The 24,327-nt window shown below is 71.1% G+C and carries 21 protein-coding genes and 2 pseudogenes; 9 read left to right on the plus strand and 14 right to left on the minus strand.

Annotated features, from left to right (window positions below; genetic code table 11):
* Positions 1-203 precede the first annotated feature (203 nt).
* Positions 204-1,292: a terpene synthase family protein gene (locus OHA37_RS00590; RefSeq protein ID WP_266914850.1), complete on the plus strand. Its 1,089-nt coding sequence runs from the start codon at positions 204-206 to the stop codon at positions 1,290-1,292.
* A gap of 50 nt (positions 1,293-1,342) precedes the next feature.
* Here the strand turns inward: OHA37_RS00590 and OHA37_RS00595 are convergent, their stop codons facing one another.
* From OHA37_RS00595 to OHA37_RS00615, 5 genes are all read right to left on the minus strand, one after another.
* A complete protein-coding gene (locus OHA37_RS00595; RefSeq protein WP_266914852.1) occupies positions 1,343-1,534 on the minus strand; it encodes a DUF4236 domain-containing protein in 192 nt (63 codons plus the stop codon).
* Between the two features lie 562 nt (positions 1,535-2,096).
* Positions 2,097-2,963 (minus strand): NmrA family NAD(P)-binding protein, encoded by an 867-nt coding sequence (locus tag OHA37_RS00600; protein WP_266914854.1) that lies wholly within the window; start codon positions 2,961-2,963, stop codon positions 2,097-2,099.
* A gap of 101 nt (positions 2,964-3,064) precedes the next feature.
* Positions 3,065-3,544, minus strand: a complete 480-nt coding sequence (locus OHA37_RS00605) for a hypothetical protein (RefSeq protein ID WP_266914856.1) — start codon at positions 3,542-3,544, stop codon at positions 3,065-3,067.
* 144 nt (positions 3,545-3,688) lie between these two features.
* Entirely contained in the window at positions 3,689-4,207 is a 519-nt protein-coding gene (locus OHA37_RS00610; RefSeq protein WP_266914858.1) for a MarR family winged helix-turn-helix transcriptional regulator, read from the minus strand.
* A 144-nt stretch (positions 4,208-4,351) separates the two neighbouring features.
* A complete protein-coding gene (locus tag OHA37_RS00615; protein ID WP_266914860.1) occupies positions 4,352-4,546 on the minus strand; it encodes a hypothetical protein in 195 nt (64 codons plus the stop codon).
* Between the two features lie 94 nt (positions 4,547-4,640).
* On the opposite strand from OHA37_RS00615, the gene OHA37_RS00620 reads away from it, so the two are divergent.
* Positions 4,641-5,093: a hypothetical protein gene (locus tag OHA37_RS00620; RefSeq protein ID WP_266914862.1), complete on the plus strand. Its 453-nt coding sequence runs from the start codon at positions 4,641-4,643 to the stop codon at positions 5,091-5,093.
* Positions 5,094-5,107: 14 nt separating this feature from the next.
* Positions 5,108-5,617 carry a hypothetical protein gene (locus OHA37_RS00625; RefSeq protein WP_266914864.1) on the plus strand — a complete coding sequence of 170 codons (510 nt, stop codon included), beginning with the start codon at positions 5,108-5,110 and terminating at the stop codon, positions 5,615-5,617.
* A gap of 118 nt (positions 5,618-5,735) precedes the next feature.
* Here OHA37_RS00625 and OHA37_RS00630 read toward each other — a convergent pair whose 3' ends face one another.
* Positions 5,736-6,380 (minus strand): NADPH-dependent F420 reductase, encoded by a 645-nt coding sequence (locus OHA37_RS00630; protein WP_443046095.1) that lies wholly within the window; start codon positions 6,378-6,380, stop codon positions 5,736-5,738.
* Positions 6,381-6,431: 51 nt separating this feature from the next.
* Positions 6,432-7,244 carry an inositol monophosphatase family protein gene (locus OHA37_RS00635; RefSeq protein WP_266914866.1) on the minus strand — a complete coding sequence of 271 codons (813 nt, stop codon included), beginning with the start codon at positions 7,242-7,244 and terminating at the stop codon, positions 6,432-6,434.
* A 115-nt stretch (positions 7,245-7,359) separates the two neighbouring features.
* Between OHA37_RS00635 and OHA37_RS00640 the strand changes: the two genes are divergently transcribed.
* Positions 7,360-8,304 (plus strand): LysR family transcriptional regulator, encoded by a 945-nt coding sequence (locus OHA37_RS00640; RefSeq protein WP_266914868.1) that lies wholly within the window; start codon positions 7,360-7,362, stop codon positions 8,302-8,304.
* Between the two features lie 94 nt (positions 8,305-8,398).
* On the opposite strand, the gene OHA37_RS00645 is transcribed toward OHA37_RS00640, so the two are convergent.
* The 6 genes from OHA37_RS00645 to OHA37_RS00670 form a co-directional block, all read right to left on the minus strand.
* Entirely contained in the window at positions 8,399-9,040 is a 642-nt protein-coding gene (locus OHA37_RS00645; protein ID WP_266914870.1) for a hypothetical protein, read from the minus strand.
* A 62-nt stretch (positions 9,041-9,102) separates the two neighbouring features.
* Positions 9,103-9,450 (minus strand): hypothetical protein, encoded by a 348-nt coding sequence (locus OHA37_RS00650; protein WP_266914872.1) that lies wholly within the window; start codon positions 9,448-9,450, stop codon positions 9,103-9,105.
* A gap of 112 nt (positions 9,451-9,562) precedes the next feature.
* Positions 9,563-12,481 carry a hypothetical protein gene (locus OHA37_RS00655; RefSeq protein ID WP_266914874.1) on the minus strand — a complete coding sequence of 973 codons (2,919 nt, stop codon included), beginning with the start codon at positions 12,479-12,481 and terminating at the stop codon, positions 9,563-9,565.
* Positions 12,482-14,344 (minus strand): HSP90 family protein, encoded by a 1,863-nt coding sequence (locus OHA37_RS00660; RefSeq protein WP_266914876.1) that lies wholly within the window; start codon positions 14,342-14,344, stop codon positions 12,482-12,484.
* A gap of 301 nt (positions 14,345-14,645) precedes the next feature.
* Positions 14,646-15,629, minus strand: coding sequence for a hypothetical protein (locus OHA37_RS00665; protein ID WP_266914878.1), 984 nt, complete (start codon positions 15,627-15,629; stop codon positions 14,646-14,648).
* Between the two features lie 144 nt (positions 15,630-15,773).
* Positions 15,774-16,883: a hypothetical protein gene (locus tag OHA37_RS00670; RefSeq protein WP_266914880.1), complete on the minus strand. Its 1,110-nt coding sequence runs from the start codon at positions 16,881-16,883 to the stop codon at positions 15,774-15,776.
* Positions 16,884-17,800: 917 nt separating this feature from the next.
* Between OHA37_RS00670 and OHA37_RS00675 the strand changes: the two genes are divergently transcribed.
* The gene (locus OHA37_RS00675; protein WP_266914882.1) at positions 17,801-18,709 is read left to right on the plus strand and encodes an aminoglycoside phosphotransferase family protein; all 909 of its coding nucleotides are present in this window, start codon (positions 17,801-17,803) and stop codon (positions 18,707-18,709) included.
* Between the two features lie 111 nt (positions 18,710-18,820).
* On the opposite strand, the gene OHA37_RS00680 is transcribed toward OHA37_RS00675, so the two are convergent.
* Positions 18,821-19,564: a hypothetical protein gene (locus OHA37_RS00680; protein ID WP_328692875.1), complete on the minus strand. Its 744-nt coding sequence runs from the start codon at positions 19,562-19,564 to the stop codon at positions 18,821-18,823.
* A gap of 918 nt (positions 19,565-20,482) precedes the next feature.
* Here OHA37_RS00680 and OHA37_RS00685 point away from each other — a divergent pair.
* From OHA37_RS00685 to OHA37_RS40730, 4 genes and pseudogenes are all read left to right on the plus strand, one after another.
* Positions 20,483-21,256 (plus strand): ABC transporter ATP-binding protein, encoded by a 774-nt coding sequence (locus OHA37_RS00685; protein ID WP_266914886.1) that lies wholly within the window; start codon positions 20,483-20,485, stop codon positions 21,254-21,256.
* Positions 21,253-23,232 carry an ABC transporter permease gene (locus OHA37_RS00690; RefSeq protein WP_266914888.1) on the plus strand — a complete coding sequence of 660 codons (1,980 nt, stop codon included), beginning with the start codon at positions 21,253-21,255 and terminating at the stop codon, positions 23,230-23,232. Before OHA37_RS00685 ends, OHA37_RS00690 begins: the two co-directional genes overlap by 4 nt.
* 527 nt (positions 23,233-23,759) lie before the next feature.
* Positions 23,760-24,071: pseudogene (locus tag OHA37_RS00695) on the plus strand (chorismate mutase); the annotation flags it as partial.
* Between the two features lie 60 nt (positions 24,072-24,131).
* Positions 24,132-24,231, plus strand: a pseudogene (locus tag OHA37_RS40730) (ABC transporter ATP-binding protein); the annotation flags it as partial.
* Positions 24,232-24,327: the final 96 nt, after the last annotated feature.

Here is a 24,327-nt window from a genome sequence, read left to right on the forward strand (position 1 = left end):
TGGGTTGTGATTCCGTGCGCATGCCTGGCCATTTCGTCGCGGCCGTGTGCCTGGCGTTCCTCGACACCCAGCCTCACCTTGAAACTCCGATTCCAGTTCTGTAATTCGTATGGGGTCATTCGTGGTGTCACGGGTGTGCCGTGCACCCCGTAGGGAATTTTCTGATGCGGGCCGGCGTCCAGAACGAGGCAGGAATGACCGTTATGGGAACCCAGACGTTCACCATCCCCCCAGTGCGGACCAGCTTTCGCTGGCGCATCAACCCGCACCACTCCACCGAGATGGACGCGGATGCGAACGCGTGGGCGTTCGGCCTGTTCAGCGATGACCCGCGCGTGCCGGCGCCGGTTCATGCCGACAACTACACGACGTGGGCAGCGTTGTGTTTCCCTGACGTGGATGCCGACCTGCTGAGGCGTTGGTGCCGATTCAACGCGCTGTACACGGTCATTGAGAACAAGCAGGAGGCCCTGTACGAGACGAGCGGCGCCGGCAGCGCTGAACGGCTATGGGAACGTACGGTCACGCTGCTGTTCCGGCAGTCGCATGCTGACGACGTGTTCGTGGCATGCGACTGGGGCGAGGGACTGCCCTGGTACAACCTGACTGCGGCCATGGCGATCGCCGAGAGGCTCCCGGAGGCGCTGGCCAGGTACTTCCTGCGGCGCATCGCGTACATGGCGCAAGCGCAGTACCAGGAAGACCTCGTGATCCGCTCGCCCCGGATGGGGTGGGGCGAGTACCTGGAGTACCGCCACATCAACTTCGGTGTCCCGCTGTTCACCGCGACCATTCCCGCACTGCTGGAGCGGAGCCTTTCCGCGGACGAGTGGGAGTCGACCGAGCGGGCGCAACTCGATCGACTGACGGCGCAGCACTGCTGCCTCGTCAATGATCTGTATTCGTTCCGGAAGGAGTGGAACGACAGGCACGGTAAGAAGCGGCACGTGCAGGCCGTCTCGGTGCTGCAGCACATCTACGGCCCGGGTGTTCAGGAGGCCCTGACCAGGCTCGTCGAGACGATAGAGGAGACGGAACGCCAGTTTGTGGCGCTCCGTTCACGTTGGGCCCTCACACCAGAAGCTGATGAGTACTGCGATCGCCTGGAGGACATCAGCGCGGGGAACCTCCGCTACCACCAGACTTCGCCACGATTCCATGGGAGCGGTTTTGAGGGCGTGTTCGCTGGTGGGCAGCTGCAGATGAACGGGGCGACCGGAGGCGAGTCCTCAACGCCCGCCCATGTACCTCCGCCAGGCAGGGGTTACGGCGCCTCAGGCCATCCCGCCTGATGCCACGTCAGCCGCATGTCGCGGACCGCGGCCGGTGGGCCGCCCGCTGATCAGCCGCGGCGGGTCTTGCGCCAGCCGAAGGGGCCGGGCAGGTCGATCGAGGTGGTGCGGCGGCCGGTGCTGCTGTGGGTGCGGCGGGGGCCGCGCTTGCCGCCGCCGGTGGTGATCGACCACGACTTGCGGTTGATGTTGAGCCGGACACCCGGCAGGATCCTGAAGCTCTTGCGGAATGTCAGAGGCATGTCGTCTCACTTCCTCGGTGGGCGTACGGTCGGGCAGCCGAACTGTGCGTGCATTCAGGCTGCTTGGCGTGCCGTTCGTATGTCCCGCGGTCCCCGTTCCATGCGCCGCTGTCCCCTCAGGCCGCAACGGAAGCCGAGTCCGCGAGACTGGGTCGGCGTTCTGACGGCAGCTCAGAGTCTTTTTTCAGGTGCGTGTTTGCCCGACCGGAAGCGGGTCAGACGCATGGAAGGCGGAGCACGCAGCCCGGACTGCAGCGAGGCTTCGCCGGCCGGAGACGTGTGGGAGAACGATGCCCACACGGCTCCGGCGGCCGGCACCACGACTGCCGCACGGGATCCGCGCGGCACCGGGACCTCCTACTCCCCCGACCATCTCCCCCGGTCGCGGCAGCGGAGCGGCTTCCCGGCAGCCCCCGACGACGGCGCTCAGACCACCGTCCCCGGGCCTCGGACCCCGGCGGCAGTCGCTCTCCCCGCGCAGGCCGTGGGCGAGGGTGCTTCGGGAGAACCCGACCGGGCGCGACCCCGAGCCCCGTTGGCTCCGTCACCTTGAGCCGACGCCCTATCGGCTGAAGTGGGCGTGGTGTTCGCGCAAGAAGGCATCGAGGGTACGGGGCGGGCGGCCGAGGATGTCGACGACGGTGGTGGTGGGGGTTTCGGGTCGGGTGACGGCGAGTTGCTGGATCTCCGTCACGTGGTCGGCGAGCCAGGTGGGCATGCGGGCGTTGTGGATGAGGTTGTCGCGCAGTTCGTCGGGGGTGAGGTCGACGTAGCGGATCTGATGGCCGGTCAGGGTGGTCAGTCGTGAGGCGAGTTCGGGGTAGGAGACGGCTTCGGATCCGGTCAAGGTGTAGGTGCCGCCGGCGATGTCGCGCCTGGTGAGGGCGGCGGCGGCGACGGCACCGATGTCGCGGCAGTCGACGTAGTTGCAAGGCGCGTCGCCCGTCGTGCCGAGGATGACGCCCTGGGCGACGGTGGGGGCAAGGCGCAGGAGGTTCTGCATGAAGGCGTATGGGCGCAGGATCGTGTGGGTGAGGCCGCTGGCGCGGAGGTGTTCCTCGACGGCGCGGTGTCCACGGGATATGGCGACCGGGGAGTCGGGGTCGGCGGCGGGTGCGGAGATCTTGACGATGTGGCCGATGCCGGCGTCGGCGGCGATGTCGACGACGCGGGTTTCGAGTTCGACTTGTGCGGGACCGTTGGCCATCGCGAGGAAGAGCTGGCCGGCGCCCTTGAAGGCCGCGTGCAGGGAGTGGGGATCGGTGGCGTCGGCGTACTGAACCTCGACTGGCGGTTGGTGGGCGCCGGTTATGCCGGGGATCGGCCTGTGCGGGGTGCGGGTCAGTGCGCGGACGGGTGTGCCGAGCGTGAGCAGGCTGTGGAGCAGGGCGTTGCCGGTTGCTCCGGTCGCTCCCATGACAACGATCATCTTGTGCTCATTCCTTGGCGACTTCCCGGCGGCGGGTGCTGCCGGGGTGGGCTCGGTCGGGCTTGGGCTCGTGGGGCGGGTGGACCCGGTGCCGCGGCGGGCTATGTCGGGGATGCCGTGGGAGTGGTGGTGCGCCAGCGCAGGGTGACGATGGTGGTGGCGAGGGCCGCGGAGACGGGCAGGTCGATGCGCAGACGCTCCAACCACGGGGTGGCGGGGACCAGGCTGTGGGCGGGTAGCCATTGGGCGGTGAACCATCCCAGCAGGGCCGCCGCGCCGGCGGCGGTGATGACGAGTGCGGCCGTGAGGGCGACGCGCGGCGTGGTGGTGGTCCACCGGCGGGGCTGCCCGCCGTGCCACAGCCAGGTGCCGACCAGGAACGCCACCACGGCGGAGGTGCCGGCGATGGAGGTGCAGGCGGCCACGGCCAGGTCCCGCTGCCCGGTGAAGACTCCGGCGGTACCGGCCGTCAGCGCGGGGGCGGCGTAGGCGGTCAGCACCTCGCGCCACAGGGTGAACGGCCGGGGTGGCCGGGAGCCCGCCGCCCGGTTTCGGCGCGTTCTGTCCTTTGTTGCGGGCATGCTGGCCTCTTTCTCGTTCGGGTGAGGGAAGCGAAGGGTTGCGGCGGGGGGAGGGTGAGTCCGCCAATGTAATTAGGCGACTAACTATTGCCTCAAAAAAAGGGCCCTCCCCGGAGGGTGGGGCCAACCCAGCCGAGAGCCGGGTCAGTCGGCGGCCAGAGCCGCGCTGCCGCGCACGACGCGGGCGAGCAGGTCCAGGAACACCGCGCGCTCCTCGACGGAAAGCCCGCCCACCATCGCCTCAAGCCGCCCGAAATGCTCGGAGGCCATGTCACGCAGGCGCTGCGCCCCGCGCGCGGTCAGAACGGCCACCGTGCCCCGGCCGTCCTCCATGGACGGGCGGCGGGCGATCAGACCCTCGCGCTCAAGGCCGTCCAGCAGGCCGGTGACCGTGGCCCTGGAGACATCGAGGTCGACGGCAAGGCGCGAGGGGGACTTCTCCCCGCCATGGTCTTCGAGGTCGGCGAGCAGTCGGTAGCGCCCTGTCGACAGGCCGAACCTGGCGAAGTGCGCCTCGGCCGCCCGGCCGACCCTCGCGCCCGCCGAGATCAGCCGCACCGCGACCAGCACCGCCTGCGGATCGACCTCCAGGCCGTAGTGCTCGACCTGCCGCCTGGCCTGGTCCAGCGTGGGCGTCTCACCGTCGATGCCGTCCCTCGTCATGCAAATAATATGGCGGCTAATCACTTTGACTGTCAAGGCCCCCGAAGGGTCCGTCCCGGCCGCCTGGGGCCTACCGGCCGATGGGACCGGCCGGGTGGCCTCCGGCCCGCACCGGCCGCGTACGACAGCGCCCGACCCCCGGGGTCACTTTCCGTCGGTGATGAAGTAGTCGTTCTTCAGGTACTCCAGGGTGTAGCTGCCCAGGTCTTCCTCGGTGAAGGTGGCGGAAGACCTGACCGCTTCGAGCGGCATCTCGATCTTGTCGAGGGTGTGGACGGAGACGCGCTGAGGATCCACCGTCGCGGTCCGGAGGGCCTTCTTCTGCTCGGGTGAGATCATCTGGAACACGATCACGTACGTCGACGTGCACGGACCGAACCCCTGATCCTCTGCCTTCTTCGCACCCGGCCCGGCCACTTCGCAGACCGTGCCGATGTCCTCCCGCCCCAAGCCGTGGAGGTACTGCTCGTACCGCTGGATCGCGCGTTCCTTCGTCCTGGGCGCAGGCTGGTCAGCGCTCACCGTCGCCGACGGCTTCTCGGTTCCGGCGGACGCGGACGGCGTGCCCGACGGTGCTCTCGCCGGTGTGGACGCGGACGGCTGCGAAGGCTTTGCGTCAGGGTTCGCCTTCGACTTCTCCGGACCGCACCCGCACGCCACCACCGCCACGCATGCCGTCACCACCACGCTCACCATCGTCCGCGTTCTCATTCAGATCCCCTCCACCGGCCGGCTGCTGCCCATCAAGAGCTCACGCAGGATCCCACGGAACGGTTCCCGCCCCCGCGGCCTGGAGCCGGTGGCAGCCTCGGCCTTGGCCTTGGTGACCAGAGCATTCGCGGCGTCCGCGGCGGGCCGAGCCTGTTCGACCGGGGCCCGAGATTGAACGAAACTGGGCGGATGCCGTCGACCGAAGCAGCAGCCAGCGAACTACAGGACCGCGCGACGCTCTGGAGCGTGGGCGAGATCCCAGCGAGCGATGTCGTCAGCGCGGCCTGTGACGCGCTCGTCGCCGGCCTGGACAGCCCCGGACTTCGGGTGCTGGCAGCCTGCACACGCGCCGAGGCGGACTACGAGGTGCACGACTTGCTCCCCGAAGCGCTCGGTGAGCTCGGCCTCATCTTCCATCCGGCCGCCACCGAGGCCGGCCGAGAAGCCGCCGTGCGAGCGCTCGCACGACGCACGCTGGCCGGCGAGCTGAAGCCTTGGGAGCTCACCTTCCGGATCAACCAGCGTTACGGGCACGAGGTGCCCCTGACAGCACGGCTCGCCGAACTCGATGACGAGTACGCCTTCCTCGAAGACAGCGGCGACGAAGCAGCTCAGATCGATGCTGAGGTCATGGCCGAAGCCCGCCGCCTCGCCGCAGTCCACCCCCGCGTGATCACGGATGATCGGGCGTCGGGCTGACCACCCGTTCCTGCTCCTCGAAGCCGCAGGTCGGTGTCCCGTCTCAGTTGATCTTGCCGATGGAGCAGCCCGCCTCGGCAGTGCCTTCGCCTGCGCCCGATGCCCCGGTCGTGATCGGTCAGCGCGCGAGGGAGACGGCGAAGGGCTTGAAGCCGTGTCGGCGCAGGATGTGGGGCACGACCAGGATCATGGCCTCGGTGGCGCGGGCCGTGGTGATGCCGCCGAGGTCTTCGATCCGTTCGGGCTGCCAGCCCAGGTCGCCGAGCAGGCCGGCGACGGTCTTCTTCACGTCCTCGTCGTCGCCCGAGAGGTAGGCGGTCGGTGGGGTGGTCAGGGTTTCGGGAGCGGTCATGACCGTGAAGAGCATGGTGTTGAGGGTCTTCACCACATGGGTGTCGGGGAGCGCGCCCTGGAGCTTCTCGGCGAGGCTGCTGCCGGGATAGCAGAGGTCGCCGGGCAGGCCGTCAGCGGCGTCGCGGGTGGCGTTGGAGACGTCGATGAGGATCTTGCCGGCGAGTTCGGTGCGCAGGTCGGTGAGGCGGTCCAGGGAGGTGTCGCCGGGCGTCGCGTTGATCACGATGTCCGCGGTGCGGGCGGTGGTGCGCTGGTCGGCGAAGGAGACGTGCGGGTCGAGACCGGCGGTGCGGGTGGCAGTGTCCTCGGGGTTCTGGCTGCCAAGGATGACGTGGTGTCCGGCTGCGGAGAGCTTGCGGGCGAGGTTGGTGCCGACGCGGCCGGCGCCCAGGATGCCGATGTTGGTCATGGGGTGATGCTCCTTGGGATATCGGGTGGGGACGGGCGGAGACGACTGCGGTCAGGCGATCGGCGCAAGGACCTTGAGGGCGGCGGCGTGGACGCCGGGTGCAGCGGCCAGGAAGTCGCGGCTGGCGGTGTTCCAGGGTTCGCCCGTCAGGTCGGTGACGGCGCCGCCGGCTTCGGAGACGAGCAGGGCGCCGGCGACCAGGCCGGAGCGGACGTCGGAGAACTGCCAGAACGCGTCCATGCGTCCGGCGGCGACGTGGATGAGCTGCATCGTGGCGGGCACGGAGACACGTACGACCAGTCCGTTGATGAGCATCGCGGTGACGGAGTCGCCGATCCGCCGGAAGGTGCGCTCGTCCTCGCCGGGCTTGGCCTGGCCGGTGCCGATGAGCGCGGCGCCCAGGTCGGTCTTGGCGGAAACCTTCAGGGGCCGGTCGTTCAGGCGGGCGCCGCCGCCGGCGGCCGCGGTGTAGGTGTCGCCGGTCAGCGGCAGGTGGACGACGGTGAGTACCGGCTGGTTGTCTCGGACGAGGGTGGCGGTGACGGCCCAGTCGTCCATGCCGTGGACGTGGTTGATGTTGCCCTCGGCGGGGTCGACGACCCACCACTCCCCCGGCGGGAGCGCGCCGCCGGCCAGCTCGTCCTCGGCCCACAGGGACCCCGGCCGGGCCCGCAGCAGTGGTTCCCGCAGCACGTCCAGCACCGCGTCGTCGTTGGCGTGGATCTCGCCGACGACCTCGTCCAGACTCACGCCCCGGGGGTGTGAGGTGTAGCGGTCGCGCAGTGTGACGCCGGCGGTCTTCACGGCGGCGGTCACCTCGGACAGGAGCGGCGTACCGGCGGCGAAAGGCATGGCTGTGCTCATGACGGGCTCCCTGGGTTCGGTCGAAGCGGGGCGGTTGTCTCGCCCCCGCACTTTGAAGGTAGGCCGACCGGTCATTAACAACAAGTGCATGCTTTTCACTCGTAGAGTTACTTGCATGCAACTGGATCTGAACCTGCTCACAGCCCTGGATGCCCTGCTGGAAGAGGGAAGCGTCGGCGGCGCGGCAGCACGCCTCCACGTCACCTCACCGGCGATGAGCCGCTCCCTGGGCCGCATTCGCAAGGCCACAGGTGACCAGATCCTGGTCCGCACCGGCCGCAGCATGGTCCCCACCACCCGCGCGCTGGCGATGCGCGCCGAGGTCCATGCCCTGGTGCAGCAGGCCCACCAGCTTCTGTCCGCGCAGCAGGAACTCGACCTGGCTGCTCTGGACCGGGTGTTCACCGTGCGCTGGCACGACGCCCTGACCGCGTCCTGCGGTACGGCCCTGGTCGCCGCCGTCCACCGTCAGGCCCCCGGCGTCCGCCTGCGCCTGTCCGCCGAGCCCGGAACGGACGACGCCGAGCTGCGTCGGGGCGAGGTGGATCTCGAATCGAGCTCCAGCGCTCCGACGCTCCCCGACATTCGCCACCGCTTGGTCGGCAGCGACCGGCTGGTCGTCGCCGTCCGGCCGGGCCACCCGCTCACCGCCGGCCCGCTGGGCGTCGAGCGCTACGCCGCCGCCGAGCACCTCACCGTTTCGCGCCGCGGAAGCCTACGCGACCCGATCGATGACGCCCTGACCGCACACGGCCTCGAACGACGCGTCGTCGCGGCCGGACCCACAGCCGCCTTCGCACTGCAACTCGCCCTCGACACCGACCTGGTCGTCACCCTCCCCGACGCGGTCACCCGCACGGCCCGGGAACAACTCGGCCTGGCCGCGCTGCCGCTGCCGCTACCACTTCCCGACGTCCCCCTGTACCTGCTGTGGCACCAGCGCTACGACAACGACCGCGCCCACACCTGGCTGCGCGAAACGGCCGCCGAAACCGTCCAGGCACTCTTCACACCCCCGACCACCCCTGAACAGCCCGTCACCAACCGGGCCGGCCGGTGAGGGACGCGCCCGGAAAAGGAAGCGGGAGCGTCCGGCGCCCTTGGCCGGTGCGGCCCGCTCCCCCGGATCGCAGGCATGGCGACTGCTCGGTCGTTCAGCCCACGCAGGCGTGCACCGTCCGCTGCCTGCACTTGAACAGCGTGTAGGTCAGGCCGACTTCCAGCGGCATCGGCTTGCCGGCCTTCCCGCCCACCACGGTCTGGCAGCTGTGGCCGGTCGTGCCGCCCATGGGGACCAGGACCGCCTTCGGAATGGCGCTGCAGCGCACGAGGTCGGGGCCGAAGTACGTGTAGACCTGGTGGGCGGCGCCGTCCCGCGTGAGGATTCCGCGGCTGGGCTCAGCACTCCACTGCACCGGTTTCCCGTGCGTATCGTTCGTCTTTCCCACGATGACCCTCCATTCGACCTCCAGGCCCTCGAACGTACTCACGCACACGCTCGCGGCGCCGTCCTTCAGCACCAGGTCGGCAGGGCACCGGGCGGTGACCTTGCCGTCGGTGCCGGCCATGTCGAGGGTCTTCGCGCGCAAGCCGGCCTCAACCACCTCGTGGAAGACCTCGCCGTCCGACGCCCACGGGATCGACAGGTCCGGCGGCTGCGGCACGGGGTTGACGACCGCATCAGGCAGCTCGGGGAAGGAGTGGTCCTGCGCGCTGTCGCCCTTCGGGTCGGAACCGCAGGCCGTGAGCACCAGGGCAAGGCCCCCTATCGCCGCGATGATCCTGTTCGTGCGCATGCCCCGACCCTATTCGGCCGGCAGGCCCACGGCGCGACCCCTACCGGCGCCCCCGCCCGCGGCTACCAGTCGAGCTCCCACAGCTTCAGGGTGCCGTCCGAGCTCCCCGAGAGCAGGAACCGGTCGTCCGGGGTGAGCGCGATGCCGTAGACGTCGTCGGTGTGGCCGTCCAGGGTTCGCACGCAGCGGCCGGTCGCCGTGTCCCGGATCCGGATCAGGCCGTCGTCCTCGCCCGTGACGGCGAACCGCCCGTCGGAGGTGAACCGGGCCGTCGGGACCTCGGTGGACCGGTCCCCGGGATCCTCGACCGAGCGCGGGTCCCGTGCGTCCTCGAAGGCGCGTACGAGATCACCCGTGGCGGCGTCGAGGAGCCAGAGGGTGCGGTCCCCGAGGTGGCCGGCTGCGAGCACGAGGCGGCCGTCGGCGCTCAGGCCCCGTCGGCCGTCCGGGGACCCCGCGCCCCCCCGGCCGAACGGTCCGGGCCCCATGTGCACGAACCGGGTGACGGCCGGGGGCGGGGTGTCAACGGCGCAGATAGTCCTGGCGGAGGGCCTCCAGGATGTCGGCTCCCTCGGTGAGACCGGCCTGGCGGCAGCGGGCGGCCGCCGTGGTGAGGCGGGCGACGGCCCCCTGGAAGCGGCCGAGGCCCTTGCCCTCGATCAGGGCGGCCATCCGTACCGCTTCGGCGCGCGGCACCTCGCCGTGCTCGCCGCCCTCCTCGTGGGCCGCGATGGCTGCCTCCGCCTCGGGCAGGGCCTCCTCGTAGCGCTCTACCTCCGCCAGGACACAGGCCCGGCGGTAGTGCACGGTTCCGCGCTCGTACCAGGGGGTGAAGTCCTCGGCGTCCTGAGGCACTCCGGCGCGGACCGCGTCCGCCCGCGCGAGGTGCTCCAGGGCCGCGTCGAGGCCTTCGGCCTCCCTGGCCGACACGGTGAGACGGGCGAACTGGCACATCATGTGGATGAGCAGCGAGGGGTTCGGCGCCTCGGCGTGCGAGGCGACCGCGCGCTCGTACGCCGCGGCCGCCGCGGCCCACCGGTCGGCCATCGCCAGCGTCACGGCCGCCTCCGCGGCCACCAGGGTGTGGACCGCGCGGTCGTCTTCCCATGCGGCGACGGTGTCCGCCAGCCGCAGGAACTCCTCCGCCGCGGGCAGGTACTCGCCGAGCTCCCGCAGTCCCCGGGCCAGGGACAGGCGCGCCTGGGCGAAGGCCCGTTCGTTGTCCGGGGTGAGGGCCTCGTCCGCCAGGAGGGATTCGAGGACTGCGACCGCGTCCTCCGGCCGGCCGCCGCGCCCCAGGACGTCCGCGAGCTGGAGGCGTACGTCGGTGGCTTCGGCCTGCTCCCCGGCCTGGTCGAAGAGCGCGGCCGCCTCGGAGAGATGGCGTACGGCGCCACCCAGGTCCCCGAGGTGCGAGGCCGCGTGCCCGAGCAGGGAGTACGTGGGGGCCAGCGCGAAGTCCGTGTCGTCGTAGCGGGCCGCGTCGGCGAGCGCGTGGTGCAGGAGCTCCGCGGCCTCCTCCGGCTCGCCCTTGGAAAGCAGGAACTGCGCGAGCATCGCGCGCAGGCGCGTACCCCGCCAGGGCCGCGCGGAGGCGGCCACGGCGTCGAGGGCCGCGCGCAGCAGTTCCTCGGCCGCGTCCGTGTCACCACCGCGGCCGGACAGGTCCGCGGTGAGCTGCAGCGCGTTGGCCACGTGGTGGGGTACGGACAACCGCTCCGCCTCGGCGCGCAGTGTCCGGGCCCGCTCCTGGAACCGCTCCGCGGCGGGCCCCTCGGTCTCCGGCAGGTCCCGCAGCGCCTCCTGGTAGGCGGCGAACGCATCGGAGTAGCGCACGGTGAGGTACTCCAGCGCGGTCTCCTCCGTCAGCGGGACCTCGGCGACGAGGCGCTCGGCTTCGGCCACGACCTCGTCGAGGTCAGCGCGGGTCGCGTCGTAATCCGCGTCGTCGGAATCGTTCCGCCAGGCCAGGGAACGGGAACGCGCGGACAGCGCGTGCCAGGGCATCCCCAGGCCCTCGTACAGCTCGGCGGCCCGCTTCAGCTCGACGACGCTCTCCTCGTCGCGTTCCTTCTTGGCGAACTTATAAGCCCGTTGGTCGGCGAGCTCGGCCATCAGGAGCTCCTGCGGGCCGAGCTCTTCGCCGGGGGCGGCGCTGCCGTCGGCCAGGCGTTCCTCGACGCGGTCCCAGAGCCGGTTCTCCCCGGGGTGGCCCGCGGCGGCCAGCCGGCGTGCCTCGCGGACCAAGGTGGCGAAGTCCTGGGAAAGGTCCGCTCCGGCGGTGGGCGTCACGGCGTCGGCCGCCGCCGCGGTGGCGGGCGCGGCAGGGCGGGTGACCCGAGCACGCAGACCGAGCGGCAACGGCTGCTCGAGGAGCGGGTGTTGCGCGAGACGAGTCCGGAGCCGGTCCCCTACGGCACTGGTGGCGTTGCGCGCGTCGAACGCGGCGGCGATCCGGCCGGCTTCGGAGCGTACGTGGGCGAGGAGCTCCCCGGCGCTCCAGTCGCGCCCGGGCGGCCCGGCAACGGCGGTGTCGGCGTGCCCGTCCTCGACCAGGCGGGTGAGCAGCACCCCCGCTCCGGTGAGGAAGCCGAGATGGGCCAGGGGCGCGCCGGTGGCCTCGAACAGCGGGCGGTTCTCCGCGAGGATCTCCAGCCCCCGTCCCTCGTTGCGGGAGAGGGCGCAGAACTCCAGGTGGAGGCCGACCTCTTCCTGCGTGCCGGTGTTCCCCCGAACCTGGCGGTAGCCGCTGAGGTGGTGGGAGCGGGCCTCGTCCGCGCGGCCCGAGCGCAGCAGCGGGAGGAGCGAGCGCGACCGGCTCAGCTGCGGCTCCTCGGTGCAGCCGGCCTCCCCGTCGAGGACCGGACCCCAGATCTCCAGCGCCCCGGCGAGGTCACCGGACTCCACCTGGTGCTGGGCGAGGTGCCGTATCTCGCAGGCCTCGCAGTCGCTCAGCTCGGTACGGGGGCGCGTGGCCCACAGGTCGTAGGCGTCGGCGAGGCCGGTGCCCGTGTGGTGCGCGATGTGGTAGCGCATCGCCGCGACCGGCTGCATGCCGTGGTCGGCCGCCTCGTAGCGGCCGCGCATCGTCTCGATCCAGCCGTGGATCGCGGCCAGTGGTACTTCGGGCACCTGCAGCAGGGAGGTCGCCACCCACTTGAAGCGCCAGAAGACCTGCCGGGCCTCCCACTGGCTGAAGGTGCCGGGGACGGTGTCCCACAGCTTGAGGAGCCGGGCGAAGACCACGGGCGACTTGCGGTGCTCGCCGGTGAACTCGTACGAGGTCATCAGCTCCAGCAGGGCCGTGACCAGGGTGTCGGGCTCGTCGAGGAGCTCGGCCGCATCGACGATCTCCTCGGCGGTGACGGTGCGGTGCAGGCCGTGCGGTCGGTCGTGGTTCTCGCGGAGTGCCTCGACCACGGCCTCGGGGGTGTCCAGCATCTACAGTTCCTTCCGGGGCTCGGAGCCGGGTGCCGCCGTTCCGCTGTGGTGCATGGCGTGGGTGAGCAGGCCGATGAAGGCCCGGTTCAGCAAGGCGCTCTCGCTGGCCCGGAGCGGGCGGCGGCTGAGCAACAGCGCCTGGCCGTAGAGGGCTTCGGCGGTCGTGACGGCCAGTCCGCGCTCGGCGATGGTGATCGCCTGGCGCACCAGCGGGTTGAGGTGGTTCAGGACGAGCTGGGCCCGTGGGGTCTCGTTGCGCAGCGAGCCGAGGATGTCGGCCCACACGCCGTCGCTGTCGGCGGCCAGGCTCGACCTGGTCCGCTCGTGGCGGGCCTCGCGGTTGTCGAGGAGCAGGGCGGAAGCGGTGACGGGCTGGAAGTCGCGCAGGACGACGTCGCAGTCGTGGACGCCGACCGTCTCCCGGGCGACGGCGAGGAAGGCCGCCGCGCGCAGCTCGGCCGACGGGTCGACGGCGTCGAGGTGGGCGGTGACGGTGGCCGGGTCGAGGTCGGTGACGGACGTGCCGGGCCGGATCTCCGGCAGGCGCAGCACGAGGTCGCGGTCGTAGGTGTAGCCGCCGTTGACGACGCCCAGACCGGCCGCCGAAGCGATGGGCGCGACCTGGCGGAACTCCTCGACGCTGCGCGTGACCAGGAGGGTCGGGTGGGTGCGCGCGAACTCCTCCAGCGTGACGTTGCCGTCGGTGGTCTCGAAGGGCAGCCACGGCAGCACGATGCGCAGCAGCTCGTCGTCGTAGCGGGCGAGGGCCTTCACGGCGAGGTGGTGCGTTTCGATGAAGCGGTGCAGGAGGGAGGGGTCGCTGGCGGCGAGCCCGGTGAGCCATTCGCGGATCCGGTCGCCCAGGGCGTCCCGTACGGCGGACAGCGTGCCGTCCTCGTACAGGGACTCCCGCGAGGCGGTGGGCCTCAGACTGGTGGTGTCGACGACGCAGCGGACGAAGAACGCCCACTCCGGGAGCAGTTCGGGCGCCTGGTCCGTGAGCAGCATGCCCTTGAGGTGGACACGGTGGCCGGCCCGTTGCGCCGGGCTCATCGCCGTGGGCAGGACGTACGCGACGCCGCGCAGCCCGGCGGCCGGGAGGTCGAGGTCGATGGTGTCGAGCGGGGTGAAATCGAACAGGTTCCGGCAGTACGCGGTCATCGCCTCGCGGCGGGCCAGCGGAGAGCGGTGGCTCTGCTCCCAGGGAGGCGTCTCGTTGACCGTGTGGGTCTCCCCGCGCGGTCCGACGACGGTGACCTCGTGGCGCAGGAGGCCGCCGTAGTGCCGGGCCAGTGAGACGACCTGCTGGGGGCTGGTCCACTCGGCGTTGTCGGCGCGCGGGGTGAGGCGCACGGTGGTGCCCGGCTCCGGCACGGCCGAGGCGGGCAGGGTGCGGATGGTGTAGCGGCCGTCGGAGTGGCCGCGCCATTCGACGGCGGGCGCCGAGGGGTCGGCCGCCGTGCGGCTGAGCACCGTGATCTCGTCGGCGACGACGAAGCAGGCGAGCAGCCCGATGCCGAACTGGCCGATGAAGTCACCGCGCGCGGCGTCGAGTCCCGCACCGTCCAGGGCTCCGTCGGGGGTCCGCTTCGAGCTGCGGCCGATGGTCGCGAGGAACCGGTGCACGTCGGCCTCGGTCAGACCGATGCCGGTGTCCGTGACCGTGAGGGTCTCGCCGGTGCGCACCGTGATGGTGGCCGGGGAGCCGGGTGCGACGGCCTGGCGCGCGGTGATGGCGTCCACGGCGTTCTGCAGCAGCTCGCGCAGGTAGACGCGGGGGCTGGAGTAGAGGTGGTGGGAGAGCAGGTCGACGAGGCCGCGAAGGTCGACCTGGAAGGTGTGGGACGTCTCGGAATCGGGCACCTGGCGGAATCTTTCGGTGGGGCCCCGCCCGCGTCGTGGGCGACGCGGACGGGAAGGGCGGGAAGGGGTGCGTGGCACTGCCGTGCGTGGCACTGCCGGGCGTGGCCGGTCGTCCGGCAGCGGCAGGGCACCGGCAGCGCGCGGGTCGGGACCGGTGGCACGGGCCGTCAGAGCGCGGAGTCGGGCCCCGGAGCGCGGGCCGTCACAGCGCGGGCGTCGCCGCGCGGTGCCGGGAGTGACCGTGCCGGCGTTCGGACGTAGGCCGGTGGCCGCCGGCAGGTGGCCCGGCGGCCCGGCGCGCTCAATGTCCGGTCGAGGACCGGTGCTTCCGATAGGCCACGGCGGGGTCGGAGCCGTTGATGTAGTACCAGGGGAACTCGGTGACCCGACCGTCGGTGGCGCGGAAACACTCCGCTGCCCCCTCGCGGTCCCCCGCGAGCGAGAATGCCATCGCGAAGGTGTTGAGGATCTGCGCCCACCCGGCCCGGCGCACGAAGTCCGGGTGCCGGAAGGAGTGGTCGGCGGCCTCCCGCAAGGACGCCGCGACCTCGGGCCCGCGCATGTACGCCGCGTCCGGGCCGGTGTCGAGGGAGAGCCACTGCTCGATGTGCGCGATGGCGACGAGCTGGCCCAGCTGTGTGCCGGCGGGTGCGCCGAACGCGGCGTCCCGGGCGAAGGCGTGCATCTCCTCGTGCGAGCCGCCCCACTTCTCGCAGGCCTGCTGCAACTGCTGCTGGTGGGCTCCCAGGTGCTGCGGGTCACGGCGTACGGTCGCCTCGAAGCGGCGGCGTGCGACGGTCGACCCGACCTGGAGGCCGCGGCCGGTGACCTGCAGGCCGTACCAGGGCGAGGTCCACCCCGGTTCGCGCTCGGCCACCTCGTACAACCACTGCTCGGCGGTGCGCAGCCGCTCGTGGAACACCTCGAACTGCTTGCTCGAAACCTCCGAGGCACGGGCGCCGGTCCGGGCCTCCCATCCCCAGCTGATGTGACGGATCCCCGCCACCAACCGGGCCAGCGCCGCGTCCTGACCCGCATCCGCTTCGAGGACCGGGACGATCCACCGCTCCACCCCGGCGGTATCGCCGACGGCCCACAGCAGTTCCGTCCGGTCGTCGCTCTCGGAACGTGCTTCGAGCACCTCGCGCACGGCGGTCCAGTCCCCGGCCGCGGCGGCCGCGCGCACGCGCCCCACGTCCGGATCGCCGGAGTCCTCCTGGACCCGCGCGACGGGCTTTCCGGCCCATTTCCCCAGCGTAAGCCCCCATTGACGGAGCAACGCCATGTCCCCACCCCTTGCCGTATCCAAACGGGGAGAGCATGGATCACCCTCCATGAGAGAAGTGACTATCACGCTCGCCCGACAATCGCATATTTGTTTACGCGAAGACCCGGCCCACGGCCGGACACCGATCCTTCAGACCACCCGTTAGCGCGCCATGCCGAAATCCTGGGCCGCCGAGGCAGGGCGGCTCCGGGACAGCCTCACGGCCCGGCCCCGGGCCGCGTCGAACGCCATGACCGGGTTCCCCGCCTTGCGCCAGGGTTCGGCTCCGCACCATGGTCCGATCTCGCGGAACTGCCGCAGAGCGGGCGCGTACATCATCGACTGGAGCATGTAGTGCGCCAGCAGGTGGCGCAGGAGCGGCAGACGCTCGTCGTCGGGCGCGACCCGGTCGAACGACGCGGCGGTCCGCTTCAGCAGGCTCCTCGTCATGGGTGTGACCGGCAGTGCGACGGCGGCGGACCGGTCGGCGAGTTCACTCAGCGCGTGCAGGTAGATCCCGGCGAGCGGGCTGCCGGCCGGGGCCTTGCGGACCGCCTGGCGGGCGAACCGCATCATCCGCCGGTTGCTTCCGTACCACTTGGCGCACCAGTACTGGAGGGCCTGCCCGTGCCCCTCGTAGTGGTGGGGCGCGCGGGCGACGAGTTCCTTCCAGAGCGGCTTGAACTGCGAGCGGCCGTACTGGGCTCCCCGTGCCGCGGTGATCATGACGACCCAGGGGCCCGGGTTCGCGGGGTCGAGCAGCGTGGCCTTGCGGGCCTCATCGATCGCAGCCGGGAGCATCTCCCGGAAGCGCTTCATGTCCTCGTACGGGACCGCGTGGGCGAAGGCGTTGCCCCGGATCTCCCAGGCACGATGGACCATGAGGCTCGCGCGGAGGGTTACCGCGTCACAGTCCCCCGGCTCGGCGGCGAGCCAGGTGTCGAGCCAGGCGCCGTCCTTCTGGGCAACATGCTGGAGGAGCTCCAGCCGGTCCCAGCGCTCGTCCCAGTCCTCTCCGGCGGCCCGGACGTACCGTTCGGCCGCCTTCCAGTCCCCTTGCCAGGCGGCGTCGGCTACGGCCTGCCTCTCCTGCGTGCGGTGGGCCGGCGCCGGCGGACCGGAGCGCCGGTTGTCGAGCGCTTCACGAGGCGCAAGGCCGTAGTCGGCGGCCACGAAGTGCTTTTCGACCCAGCGGTCGGCGGCGCCGGGGGCGAGGGAGAGGAGGAACCCGATGAGAAACACGCCGAGCACAACGGCGAGAAAGATGGTCACGGCGGGGAATCATTCCCGAAGTGATCACGCTCCGCAATAGCTTTGGCCATCGATAAGGCGAGGTCAGAGCGGGCGTAGCGGCACAACACCCCCACACGACACCCAGCGCCACGACGTCGCGGCGCCGATGGGCGACCTCGCCGAAGCGGCAGGGTGCCGAACGCACCCGCGGCTTTCCATACCGTCCGCATCATCCGACCGATTGCCCGAAGGACCCCGAGGAGCGGCCCAGCCAGGAGACCAGAGAGCCGGCGTCGCGGGTCCGGTCCGGTCGGGTCGGGTCGGGTCGGGTCGGGTGTCGTCGCACGTCGGCTTCGGCGGGGCCTTGGCCAGAACGTCCCGCCAGTAGGCGACCTCCCCGGCCACTCCTCGCTTCACGGGATGGACGACCTCGGCGAACGCGAAGCCGTAGTTGTTCGTCCCGGGCCCGGCAGTCAGGTCCCCCGGGCCGACGGCCACCACGTGCTGACGGCCGGCCTCAAGGAGCACCTCCTGCCGGTTCGGGGTGACCGTCAGGGTGTAATGAACCGGGGCCTCGCCGGACTGCACCCGCTGGGTGATCGCCACCGCAGGAGCCCACTCCTCCTTCACCACTGCCAAGACGCGCACAGGCGTTGTCACGAACTTCCCCGCCTCAGCGTTGGAGATCCCCGCCAACGAGACCGGTCCGGCCGGGCTGCCGGAGTGACGTACGTGCTCAGCGGCTGGGACCGTACCGGCCGGGTGCCGCTCGGCGAGCCACGCAACACCTTGCCGGGGTACCGCGTCGGCGTCGGCCGCCTCCGTGTCCCTCAGCGGTCGGCCGAACCCGGTCCTCATTCCCACTCGGTCTCACATGGCATGGCGGATCGCGGTCTGAGCGTCCACGGCCTCGAAAATGACTGGCGTCGGCGAGGCCCGGGCAGAAGGCTCTCAGCGTGACACTTCATGAGAACGAGATCCGTGTGGATGAGGCGGTCGTCCGGTCGCTGCTGCGGGAGCAGAAACCGGAGTGGTCCGCCCTTCCCATCTCACCGGCCGGCGAGGGCACCGACAACAGGATGTACCGGCTCGGCGACCAGCTGCTCATACGGTTGCCGCGTACTCCGGACAACTCGAAGGCCGTACGCAAAGAGCAGACGTGGCTGCCGCGGCTGGCTCCTCACCTTCCCTGTCACATCCCGGAGCCGGTGCACGCCGGCACCCCGAGTTCCGCATTTCCGCTCGCCTGGTCGGTGTACCGCTGGATCGACGGCGATGAAGCCGGCCTGGGATCGGTCACCGATTGGCCCGCCTTCGGGGCCGACCTGGCGGCGATCGTGCAGAGCCTGCACTCCACCCCCCTTATGGGAGCCACTCGTCAGGACGAGCTCAGCTGGTACCGCGGAGGTGGCCTGCAAGCTTGTGACCGGTGGATCAGCGAGTACTTCGACAACTGCCGCATGATCGAGGGCCTCGACCTCGATATCGCACACCTGCGACACCTGTGGCAAGGTGCGCTCGCCTTGCCCGAGCCGTCCGGCCACCAGGTGTGGCTTCACGGAGATCTCAAACCCAGCAACCTCCTCGTACAGCAGGGAAAGCTGCACGCGGTCATCGACTTCGGAGCCCTCTCAGTCGGCTTCCCCGACGCCGAGCACGCACCGCTGTGGGACCTTCCGCCCGGGGCCCGGCAGGCATACTGGGACGCCATAAGCCTCGACAACGAGACCTGGCTGCGTGCCCGGGCGTGGGCCATCGCCGTCGGAGTCAGCGGAGTGTCGTACTACTGGGCCACCTATCCCGCCTTCGTCAACGAATGCCTCTCGCGTCTCCGCGCGATCCTGGAGGCCGCCGGAGAGCGGTGAACCGGTCCCGGATGGGCCCCTCGCCGCGAGCTCCGGTTCCGCCAGGGCCAACTCGGAAGGGGCCAGGACCCAGTTCGGTCTCCGAGCCGGGTCAGGACCGGCCCGACCAAGTCAGCGGGAATCCGTTGCGTCGTCCTCGTCCGGGCCGGGGGCTGCCGTGCTGTCGGCGGCCTGGCCGGCGGCTCGTTCCGCACGGAGTTCTTCGGCGACCTCGTAGGCCCGGCCCGGGTCGTAGACGGTGACCGAAGTGCTGGGGCTGTACATCGCGTGTGCCCGGGGCGTGTACCGATGCCTTTCGACGCTGCGCTGGGCGGCTATGCCGTCGACCTCGCCGACGGGTACCCGCCACAGCGCGGCGGTGTGGGACGGGGTCCACCACTCGTCCGGACGCAGGAAGTCTCGCTTGACCTCCGTCTGACGCTCCACCGCCACCTGGGACCGCCCGAGTTGCTCGGTCAACCAGTCGGTCAGCGCCTGTGCGTCGACCCGAGAGAGCGGTGCGGACCTCGCCGGTTCGCACTTCACCGTCTCGCTGCGGGTATGCAACACCACCTTGATGGACTGTCGCTGTCCCAGACTGAGTCGCTCGATGACGACGACTCGCTGCAGATCAGCCACCGCCATGGTCGACGAACGCAGAAAGCGAGCGATCACGACCTGGGCCGGAGTTTCCAGGGGGCGGAACTCGACCCACCGCACCGTCGTGGCGACCGTGACGGCCGTCATGGCCACGGTCAGTAGGATCACTGCGACGACCGTGAGCGCCAGTAGGACCCACAAGGCGCCCCAGAAGAGTGAGTTCCCCGAGACCACGGCGGCCACCAGAGCGGCCAGCAGCAGTGGGGCTGCGACCATCGGCGGGACCAAGATGCTCCCACCGAGCCCGATGGCCAACTCGCTGGCCCGGCTGGGCACGAACAGCACCCGCCATCCGGCCGGCACGGATGACACAACTTCCGCAAGTGGACCGGAATGCCGAGTTTCCATGCCTCAAAGTTAGGACCCTGCACCGGAGTTCGTAAGCCCACGGCGAGCCGTATCTCCTCAAGGACGGGAACCGCAGCCGACAGCCCGTCAGTCGGCGCGGTGGCTGTAGAGGTCGGCGACGGCTTGGGGGCCGAGGGAGACGCCGCCTGCTCGACGTCAGGCTCGCCTGCCCTGACATGGCTCGGGCCCGCGCCTTCGCCGCGCCTTCGCGGAGATCCTCCGTCACCGGCGGCTGCCTGCAGCACCTTCACAGGCCCCATCACCCCCGCCCGTCGTCGGCTGTGAATGGCTGCCACGCCCCGGACGTGGCAGCTCGGTGTTCGGACCGAACGGAAGGATGAGAAGAGCGTGCCCGCGCAGCCAATCGCACCGGTTCTCCCGTACTTCTTGCCCGACTCTTCATTTCCTCTATAGCGGCGCCCGCCCTGCGGTGGAGGAAGGGCATAGGCACGGAGGCGACGATGTCGCCGCAAGATCGGCCTGTTCCCGGACTGCAAGGGATCCCTGCCCACTGACCTCCTACGGGCTCCTACGGGCTCCTACGCACCGGGATGCCCGACCGCTCCCCCAGTGCACGGACGGCGGGGGCCGCTTCGTCGTCGATGTTCACGGTTCCGGCCGTTGAATCGACTCCACGGTGAGATCGCGCTGGGAACTCCCGTCGGTCGGCCGGCCCGGGCGCCCGGGGTCGCAGGGTCTGACGGTCCAGTGGGCTGGTACTGAACCGGCTTGGAATACACGGCTGTTCGTCCCGGCGGCACGAGATCACTTGAGAGGTGTAGAGGTATGCGAGACAGCCAGCCCGTACGCATCGAACAGGTCAGCCGGTGTTACGCACCCGGGTCGGCGGAGCAGGTGCGCGCCCTCGACGGGGTATCCGTCGCCTTCGGTCAGAGCACATTCACGGCCGTCATGGGCCCCTCGGGCTCGGGCAAGAGCACCCTGTTGCAGTGCGCGGCCGGCCTCGACCGGCCCGACTCGGGCCGGGTAGTCGTGGACGAGGTCGATCTGGGACCGCTCGCCGAGAAGGCCCTCACCGAACTGCGCAGGGACCGGATCGGCTTCATCTTTCAGGCGTTCAACCTGCTCGGCGCCCTCACCGCCGAGCAGAACGTGGGCCTGCCTCTGCGGCTGGCGGGCCGGCGTCCGGACCCCGCCGAGGTCCGGGCCGCGCTCGCCCAAGTCGGACTCGGCGGGCGCGGGCGGCACCTGCCCTCCCAGATGTCCGGTGGTCAGCAGCAGCGCGTCGCCATCGCCCGGGCCCTGATCACCCGTCCGAAGGTGCTCTTCGCCGACGAACCGACCGGGGCCCTCGACAGCAGTTCCAGCAGGACCGTCCTGAAACTGATGCGGTCCCTGGTCGACGCTCAGGGTCAGACCACCATCATGGTCACCCACGATCCGGTGGCCGCCTCGTACGCGGACCGCGTCATCTTCCTCGTGGACGGCAGGCTCACCGACGAGATGCACCGGCCGACCGCTCAGAAGGTCGCCGAGCACATGGCCCAGCTGGAGGCCGAGCCGGCCGGGGAGCCGCTCGGCGCCTACGGGGGCCGATGATGGGGATCTCCCTGCTGGTGCCCGTCGCCGTGGCGACCCTGCGCAGGCGGTGGCTCGGCTTCGCGGGCTCCTTCGTCGCCCTCACCCTGGGCGTCGCCCTGATCTCGGCCACGGGGCTGCTGGTCAGCACGTCGGCGGGGCTCCAGAACAGCGACCCTTCGGCGCCGTCCCTGAAGAAGCTGCTCACCTTCATGGCGGGCATGTCCGGCTTCGTTTCGGTGTTCGTCGTCGCCTCGACGTTCGCCTTCGCGGTCGCCGGGCGCCGCCGCGAGACGGCGCTGCTGCGGGCCGTCGGGGCGACCCCCCGTCAGGTCAGGCTGCTCGTCCTGGGCGAGGCGGTGGTCGTCTCGCTGGCGGCCTCGCTCTGCGGGGCGCTGCTGGGCCTCGCCGTGGCGCCGCTGTTCGCCCGCTGGCTGATCTCGCGCGGCGCGGCCCCCGAGGGCTTCACCGTGGAGTTCAGCGCCGGGCCGCTGCTGATCGCCGTGGCGATCGAGGTCGTGGTGGCGGTGGCCGGCGCCTACACGGCGGCCCGCCGCGCCGGCCGGGTGCGGCCGGTCGAGGCGCTCGGCGACGCGGCCGTCGACGGCCGGGTGATGACGCTCGGCCGCTGGCTGTGGGCGCTCGGCCACCTCGCCGTGTTCGCGGCCGTGCTGACCCTGTTCACCACGATGCCGCCCGGGATGAGCCGGGACCCGCAGCTGCGCGACCCGCAGAACGTGCCGGTCTGGTCGCTCCTGATCGACGGCATAGCGATCATGGCGGTGGCGTTGTTCGCCCCGCTCCTGGTCCCTCCGCTGGTGCGGCTGCTCACCCTGCCGGTGTCGCTGGCGGCCGGTGCGGTGGGCCTGCTGGCCCGGCAGAACGCGCTGGCCTCGGTACGGCGTACGGTCTCCACCGCGACCCCGATGTTCCTGGTGATCGGCCTGACCGGCACCGTGGTCGGCTCGACCCTGACCTTCGGGGACGCCCGGACGATCCAGTCGCGCGAGGCGCTCGCCGCGCAGTACGTCGTCGAACCTGACGGTGGCTCGGCCCTGGCCCCGGGCACCGTGGAGGAACTGCGCCGGCTGGACGGCGTACGCACCACCACGGTCCGCACCACCTGGCTGAACGGCCTCGAGGGTGGCACCGCGGCCGCCGGCTCCTCCCCCGCCACGGGCACCGTCGCAGCGACTGCGGTGGACGGGGACGCCGCCACGACCTGGCGGCTCCCGACCGAGTCCGGCTCCCTGGAGCGGCTCCAGGGACCCTCGGTCGCCGTCTCCGGCGCACTGGCCGCGGCCAACGGCTGGCAGGTCGGGGACACCCTCACCAGCTCGCTGGACGACGGAGCCCCCGTCACCCTGACCGTGGTCGCCCTGGTCGAGACGCCCCTCAGCCTCGCCGAGGTGCTCCTGCCGTACTCCGTCGTGGCCGGCCACCTGGACGGCGACCCGCAGCCCACCGCCGCCTTCCTCTCCACCTCCGCAGGGGCTCCGCCGCCGGTGCTGGACCCCGCCTCCCACGCGAAGGTCACCGCGGCTGCCGCGTGGGGCGGGAAGGACGACCCCCGGTCCCGGTCCGACTGGATCGCGATGATCGCCATCCTGGGCCCGGCACTGCTCTACGCCCTGATCGCGATCGTCAACACGATGATGATGTCGACCGGCGACCGGCTGCGGGACTTCTCCACGCTCCGCCTCACCGGCGGCAACAACCGGCAGGTGCTCTCCATGGTCGGGGTCGAGGCGGCCTTGACCGCGGCGACCGCCACGGTGCTCGCACTGCTGGTCACCACCGGGACCCAGGCCGCCACCCTGCTGCTGATCGGGCAGCGGATTCTGGTTTCCGGCCCGTCCCTTCCCCTGAGCCTGCCTTGGCCGGCGATCGGCGCCGCGGCCGCCGCCGGACTCGGCCTCGCGCTCGTCTCCAGCCTGCTGCCCGCGCGGCTCGCGCTGCGCGCCCGGGCACTGGACCTGGCTTCGGAACGTCAATGAGCACTCTCTCGCCACCATTCGAGCTCGGGGAGGACCACCGATGAGCTCCGCCACGCTCCTTGCCTTCCGCGATACCGGCTCGCCCGCCGACGTGCGCAGACCGGCCGTTCCGCCGACCGAGGAGCCGTCGCTGGCCACCGTCGCGGCGCTGGGCACCGAGGCCGACGTGCGCGGCCGCGACGGGACCCACCGGCACTCGCTGTTCGCGGGGCTCGGCGGGATCTGCTCGCTGGCCGCCCCACGGATGGCCGCCTTCGGCATGACGGTCGTCGCGTACGCCCCTTGCACAGACGGCAAATCGGCCGCGCGGGCCGGGGTACGGCTCCTCCCCCCTCGCCGCCCGCGGGGCGGCATCGTCGACGATCAGGCGCTGTACGAGGCCCTCGCGGAAGGCAGGGACACGCGCGCCGGGCCGGACATCCTCGCCACTGCTCGCGCCGGCGGGCGAAGCGGACCCAGACGCGGTCAACGGCTGACCTGCCCCCACCCACCCCACTCCCCCCTCGAACCACCCCCCGAAGGAGCACGCCATGACTACGCAGACCGTATCCGCCGCGCCGACGACCACGCCCGAGGCCGCCATCGCGAGCCTGAGGAACTCCATCGACCTCATCGACCAGGAGATCCTGCAGTTGCTCGAAGGCCGGCGCCGACTCTCCGAGGACGTCCAACGCTCCCGAATGTCCTCGGGAGGACGGCGGACCGAGTTGGGCCGCGAGAACGTGATCATCAAGCGCTACGCCGACCGCCTCGGACGGCCCGGCGGAACCATCGCCCTGGCCATGCTGGAGTTCTGCCGGGGATCGACGGCGGTGCTCGCAGGCGGCACACCGCGCTGACCGGCCCAAGACCGCTCGCCTGCCTGCCCCCTGCCCCCGTGGGGCCAGGCGGGCGGGCCAACTCGGGCCGGCATCGCCCGTACGTTCCGGAACATACGACTGTTCGCCGGCATGTCCGCCCTGGAGAAAGTGGTGGTCGGCCGGCACACCCGCATCGACCAAGGGGTGCTCACGGCGATCGCGTGGGGCCCCCGCTACCAGCGCGGCGAACGGGAGTCGCGCGCACATCGCACCTGGCCCTGTGAGCTACCGGCCC

Origin of the sequence: Streptomyces sp. NBC_00335 (genome assembly GCF_036127095.1) — a bacterium.
Lineage (GTDB): Bacteria > Actinomycetota > Actinomycetes > Streptomycetales > Streptomycetaceae > Streptomyces.

Bases quoted from the DNA above. Each gene is read 5' to 3' on its own strand.
- OHA37_RS00590 (WP_266914850.1), top strand. From the start codon at position 204: ATGGGAACCCAGACGTTCACCATCCCCCCAGTGCGGACCAGCTTTCGC.
- OHA37_RS00595 (WP_266914852.1), bottom strand. From the start codon at position 1,534: ATGCCTCTGACATTCCGCAAGAGCTTCAGGATCCTGCCGGGTGTCCGG.
- OHA37_RS00600 (WP_266914854.1), bottom strand. From the start codon at position 2,963: ATGATCGTTGTCATGGGAGCGACCGGAGCAACCGGCAACGCCCTGCTC.
- OHA37_RS00605 (WP_266914856.1), bottom strand. From the start codon at position 3,544: ATGCCCGCAACAAAGGACAGAACGCGCCGAAACCGGGCGGCGGGCTCC.
- OHA37_RS00610 (WP_266914858.1), bottom strand. From the start codon at position 4,207: ATGACGAGGGACGGCATCGACGGTGAGACGCCCACGCTGGACCAGGCC.
- OHA37_RS00615 (WP_266914860.1), bottom strand. From the start codon at position 4,546: ATGATCTCACCCGAGCAGAAGAAGGCCCTCCGGACCGCGACGGTGGAT.
- OHA37_RS00620 (WP_266914862.1), top strand. From the start codon at position 4,641: ATGTCCTCCCGCCCCAAGCCGTGGAGGTACTGCTCGTACCGCTGGATC.
- OHA37_RS00625 (WP_266914864.1), top strand. From the start codon at position 5,108: ATGCCGTCGACCGAAGCAGCAGCCAGCGAACTACAGGACCGCGCGACG.
- OHA37_RS00630 (WP_443046095.1), bottom strand. From the start codon at position 6,380: ATGACCAACATCGGCATCCTGGGCGCCGGCCGCGTCGGCACCAACCTC.
- OHA37_RS00635 (WP_266914866.1), bottom strand. From the start codon at position 7,244: ATGAGCACAGCCATGCCTTTCGCCGCCGGTACGCCGCTCCTGTCCGAG.
- OHA37_RS00640 (WP_266914868.1), top strand. From the start codon at position 7,360: ATGCAACTGGATCTGAACCTGCTCACAGCCCTGGATGCCCTGCTGGAA.
- OHA37_RS00645 (WP_266914870.1), bottom strand. From the start codon at position 9,040: ATGCGCACGAACAGGATCATCGCGGCGATAGGGGGCCTTGCCCTGGTG.
- OHA37_RS00655 (WP_266914874.1), bottom strand. From the start codon at position 12,481: ATGCTGGACACCCCCGAGGCCGTGGTCGAGGCACTCCGCGAGAACCAC.
- OHA37_RS00665 (WP_266914878.1), bottom strand. From the start codon at position 15,629: ATGGCGTTGCTCCGTCAATGGGGGCTTACGCTGGGGAAATGGGCCGGA.
- OHA37_RS00680 (WP_328692875.1), bottom strand. From the start codon at position 19,564: ATGGTCGCAGCCCCACTGCTGCTGGCCGCTCTGGTGGCCGCCGTGGTC.
- OHA37_RS00685 (WP_266914886.1), top strand. From the start codon at position 20,483: ATGCGAGACAGCCAGCCCGTACGCATCGAACAGGTCAGCCGGTGTTAC.
- OHA37_RS00690 (WP_266914888.1), top strand. From the start codon at position 21,253: ATGATGGGGATCTCCCTGCTGGTGCCCGTCGCCGTGGCGACCCTGCGC.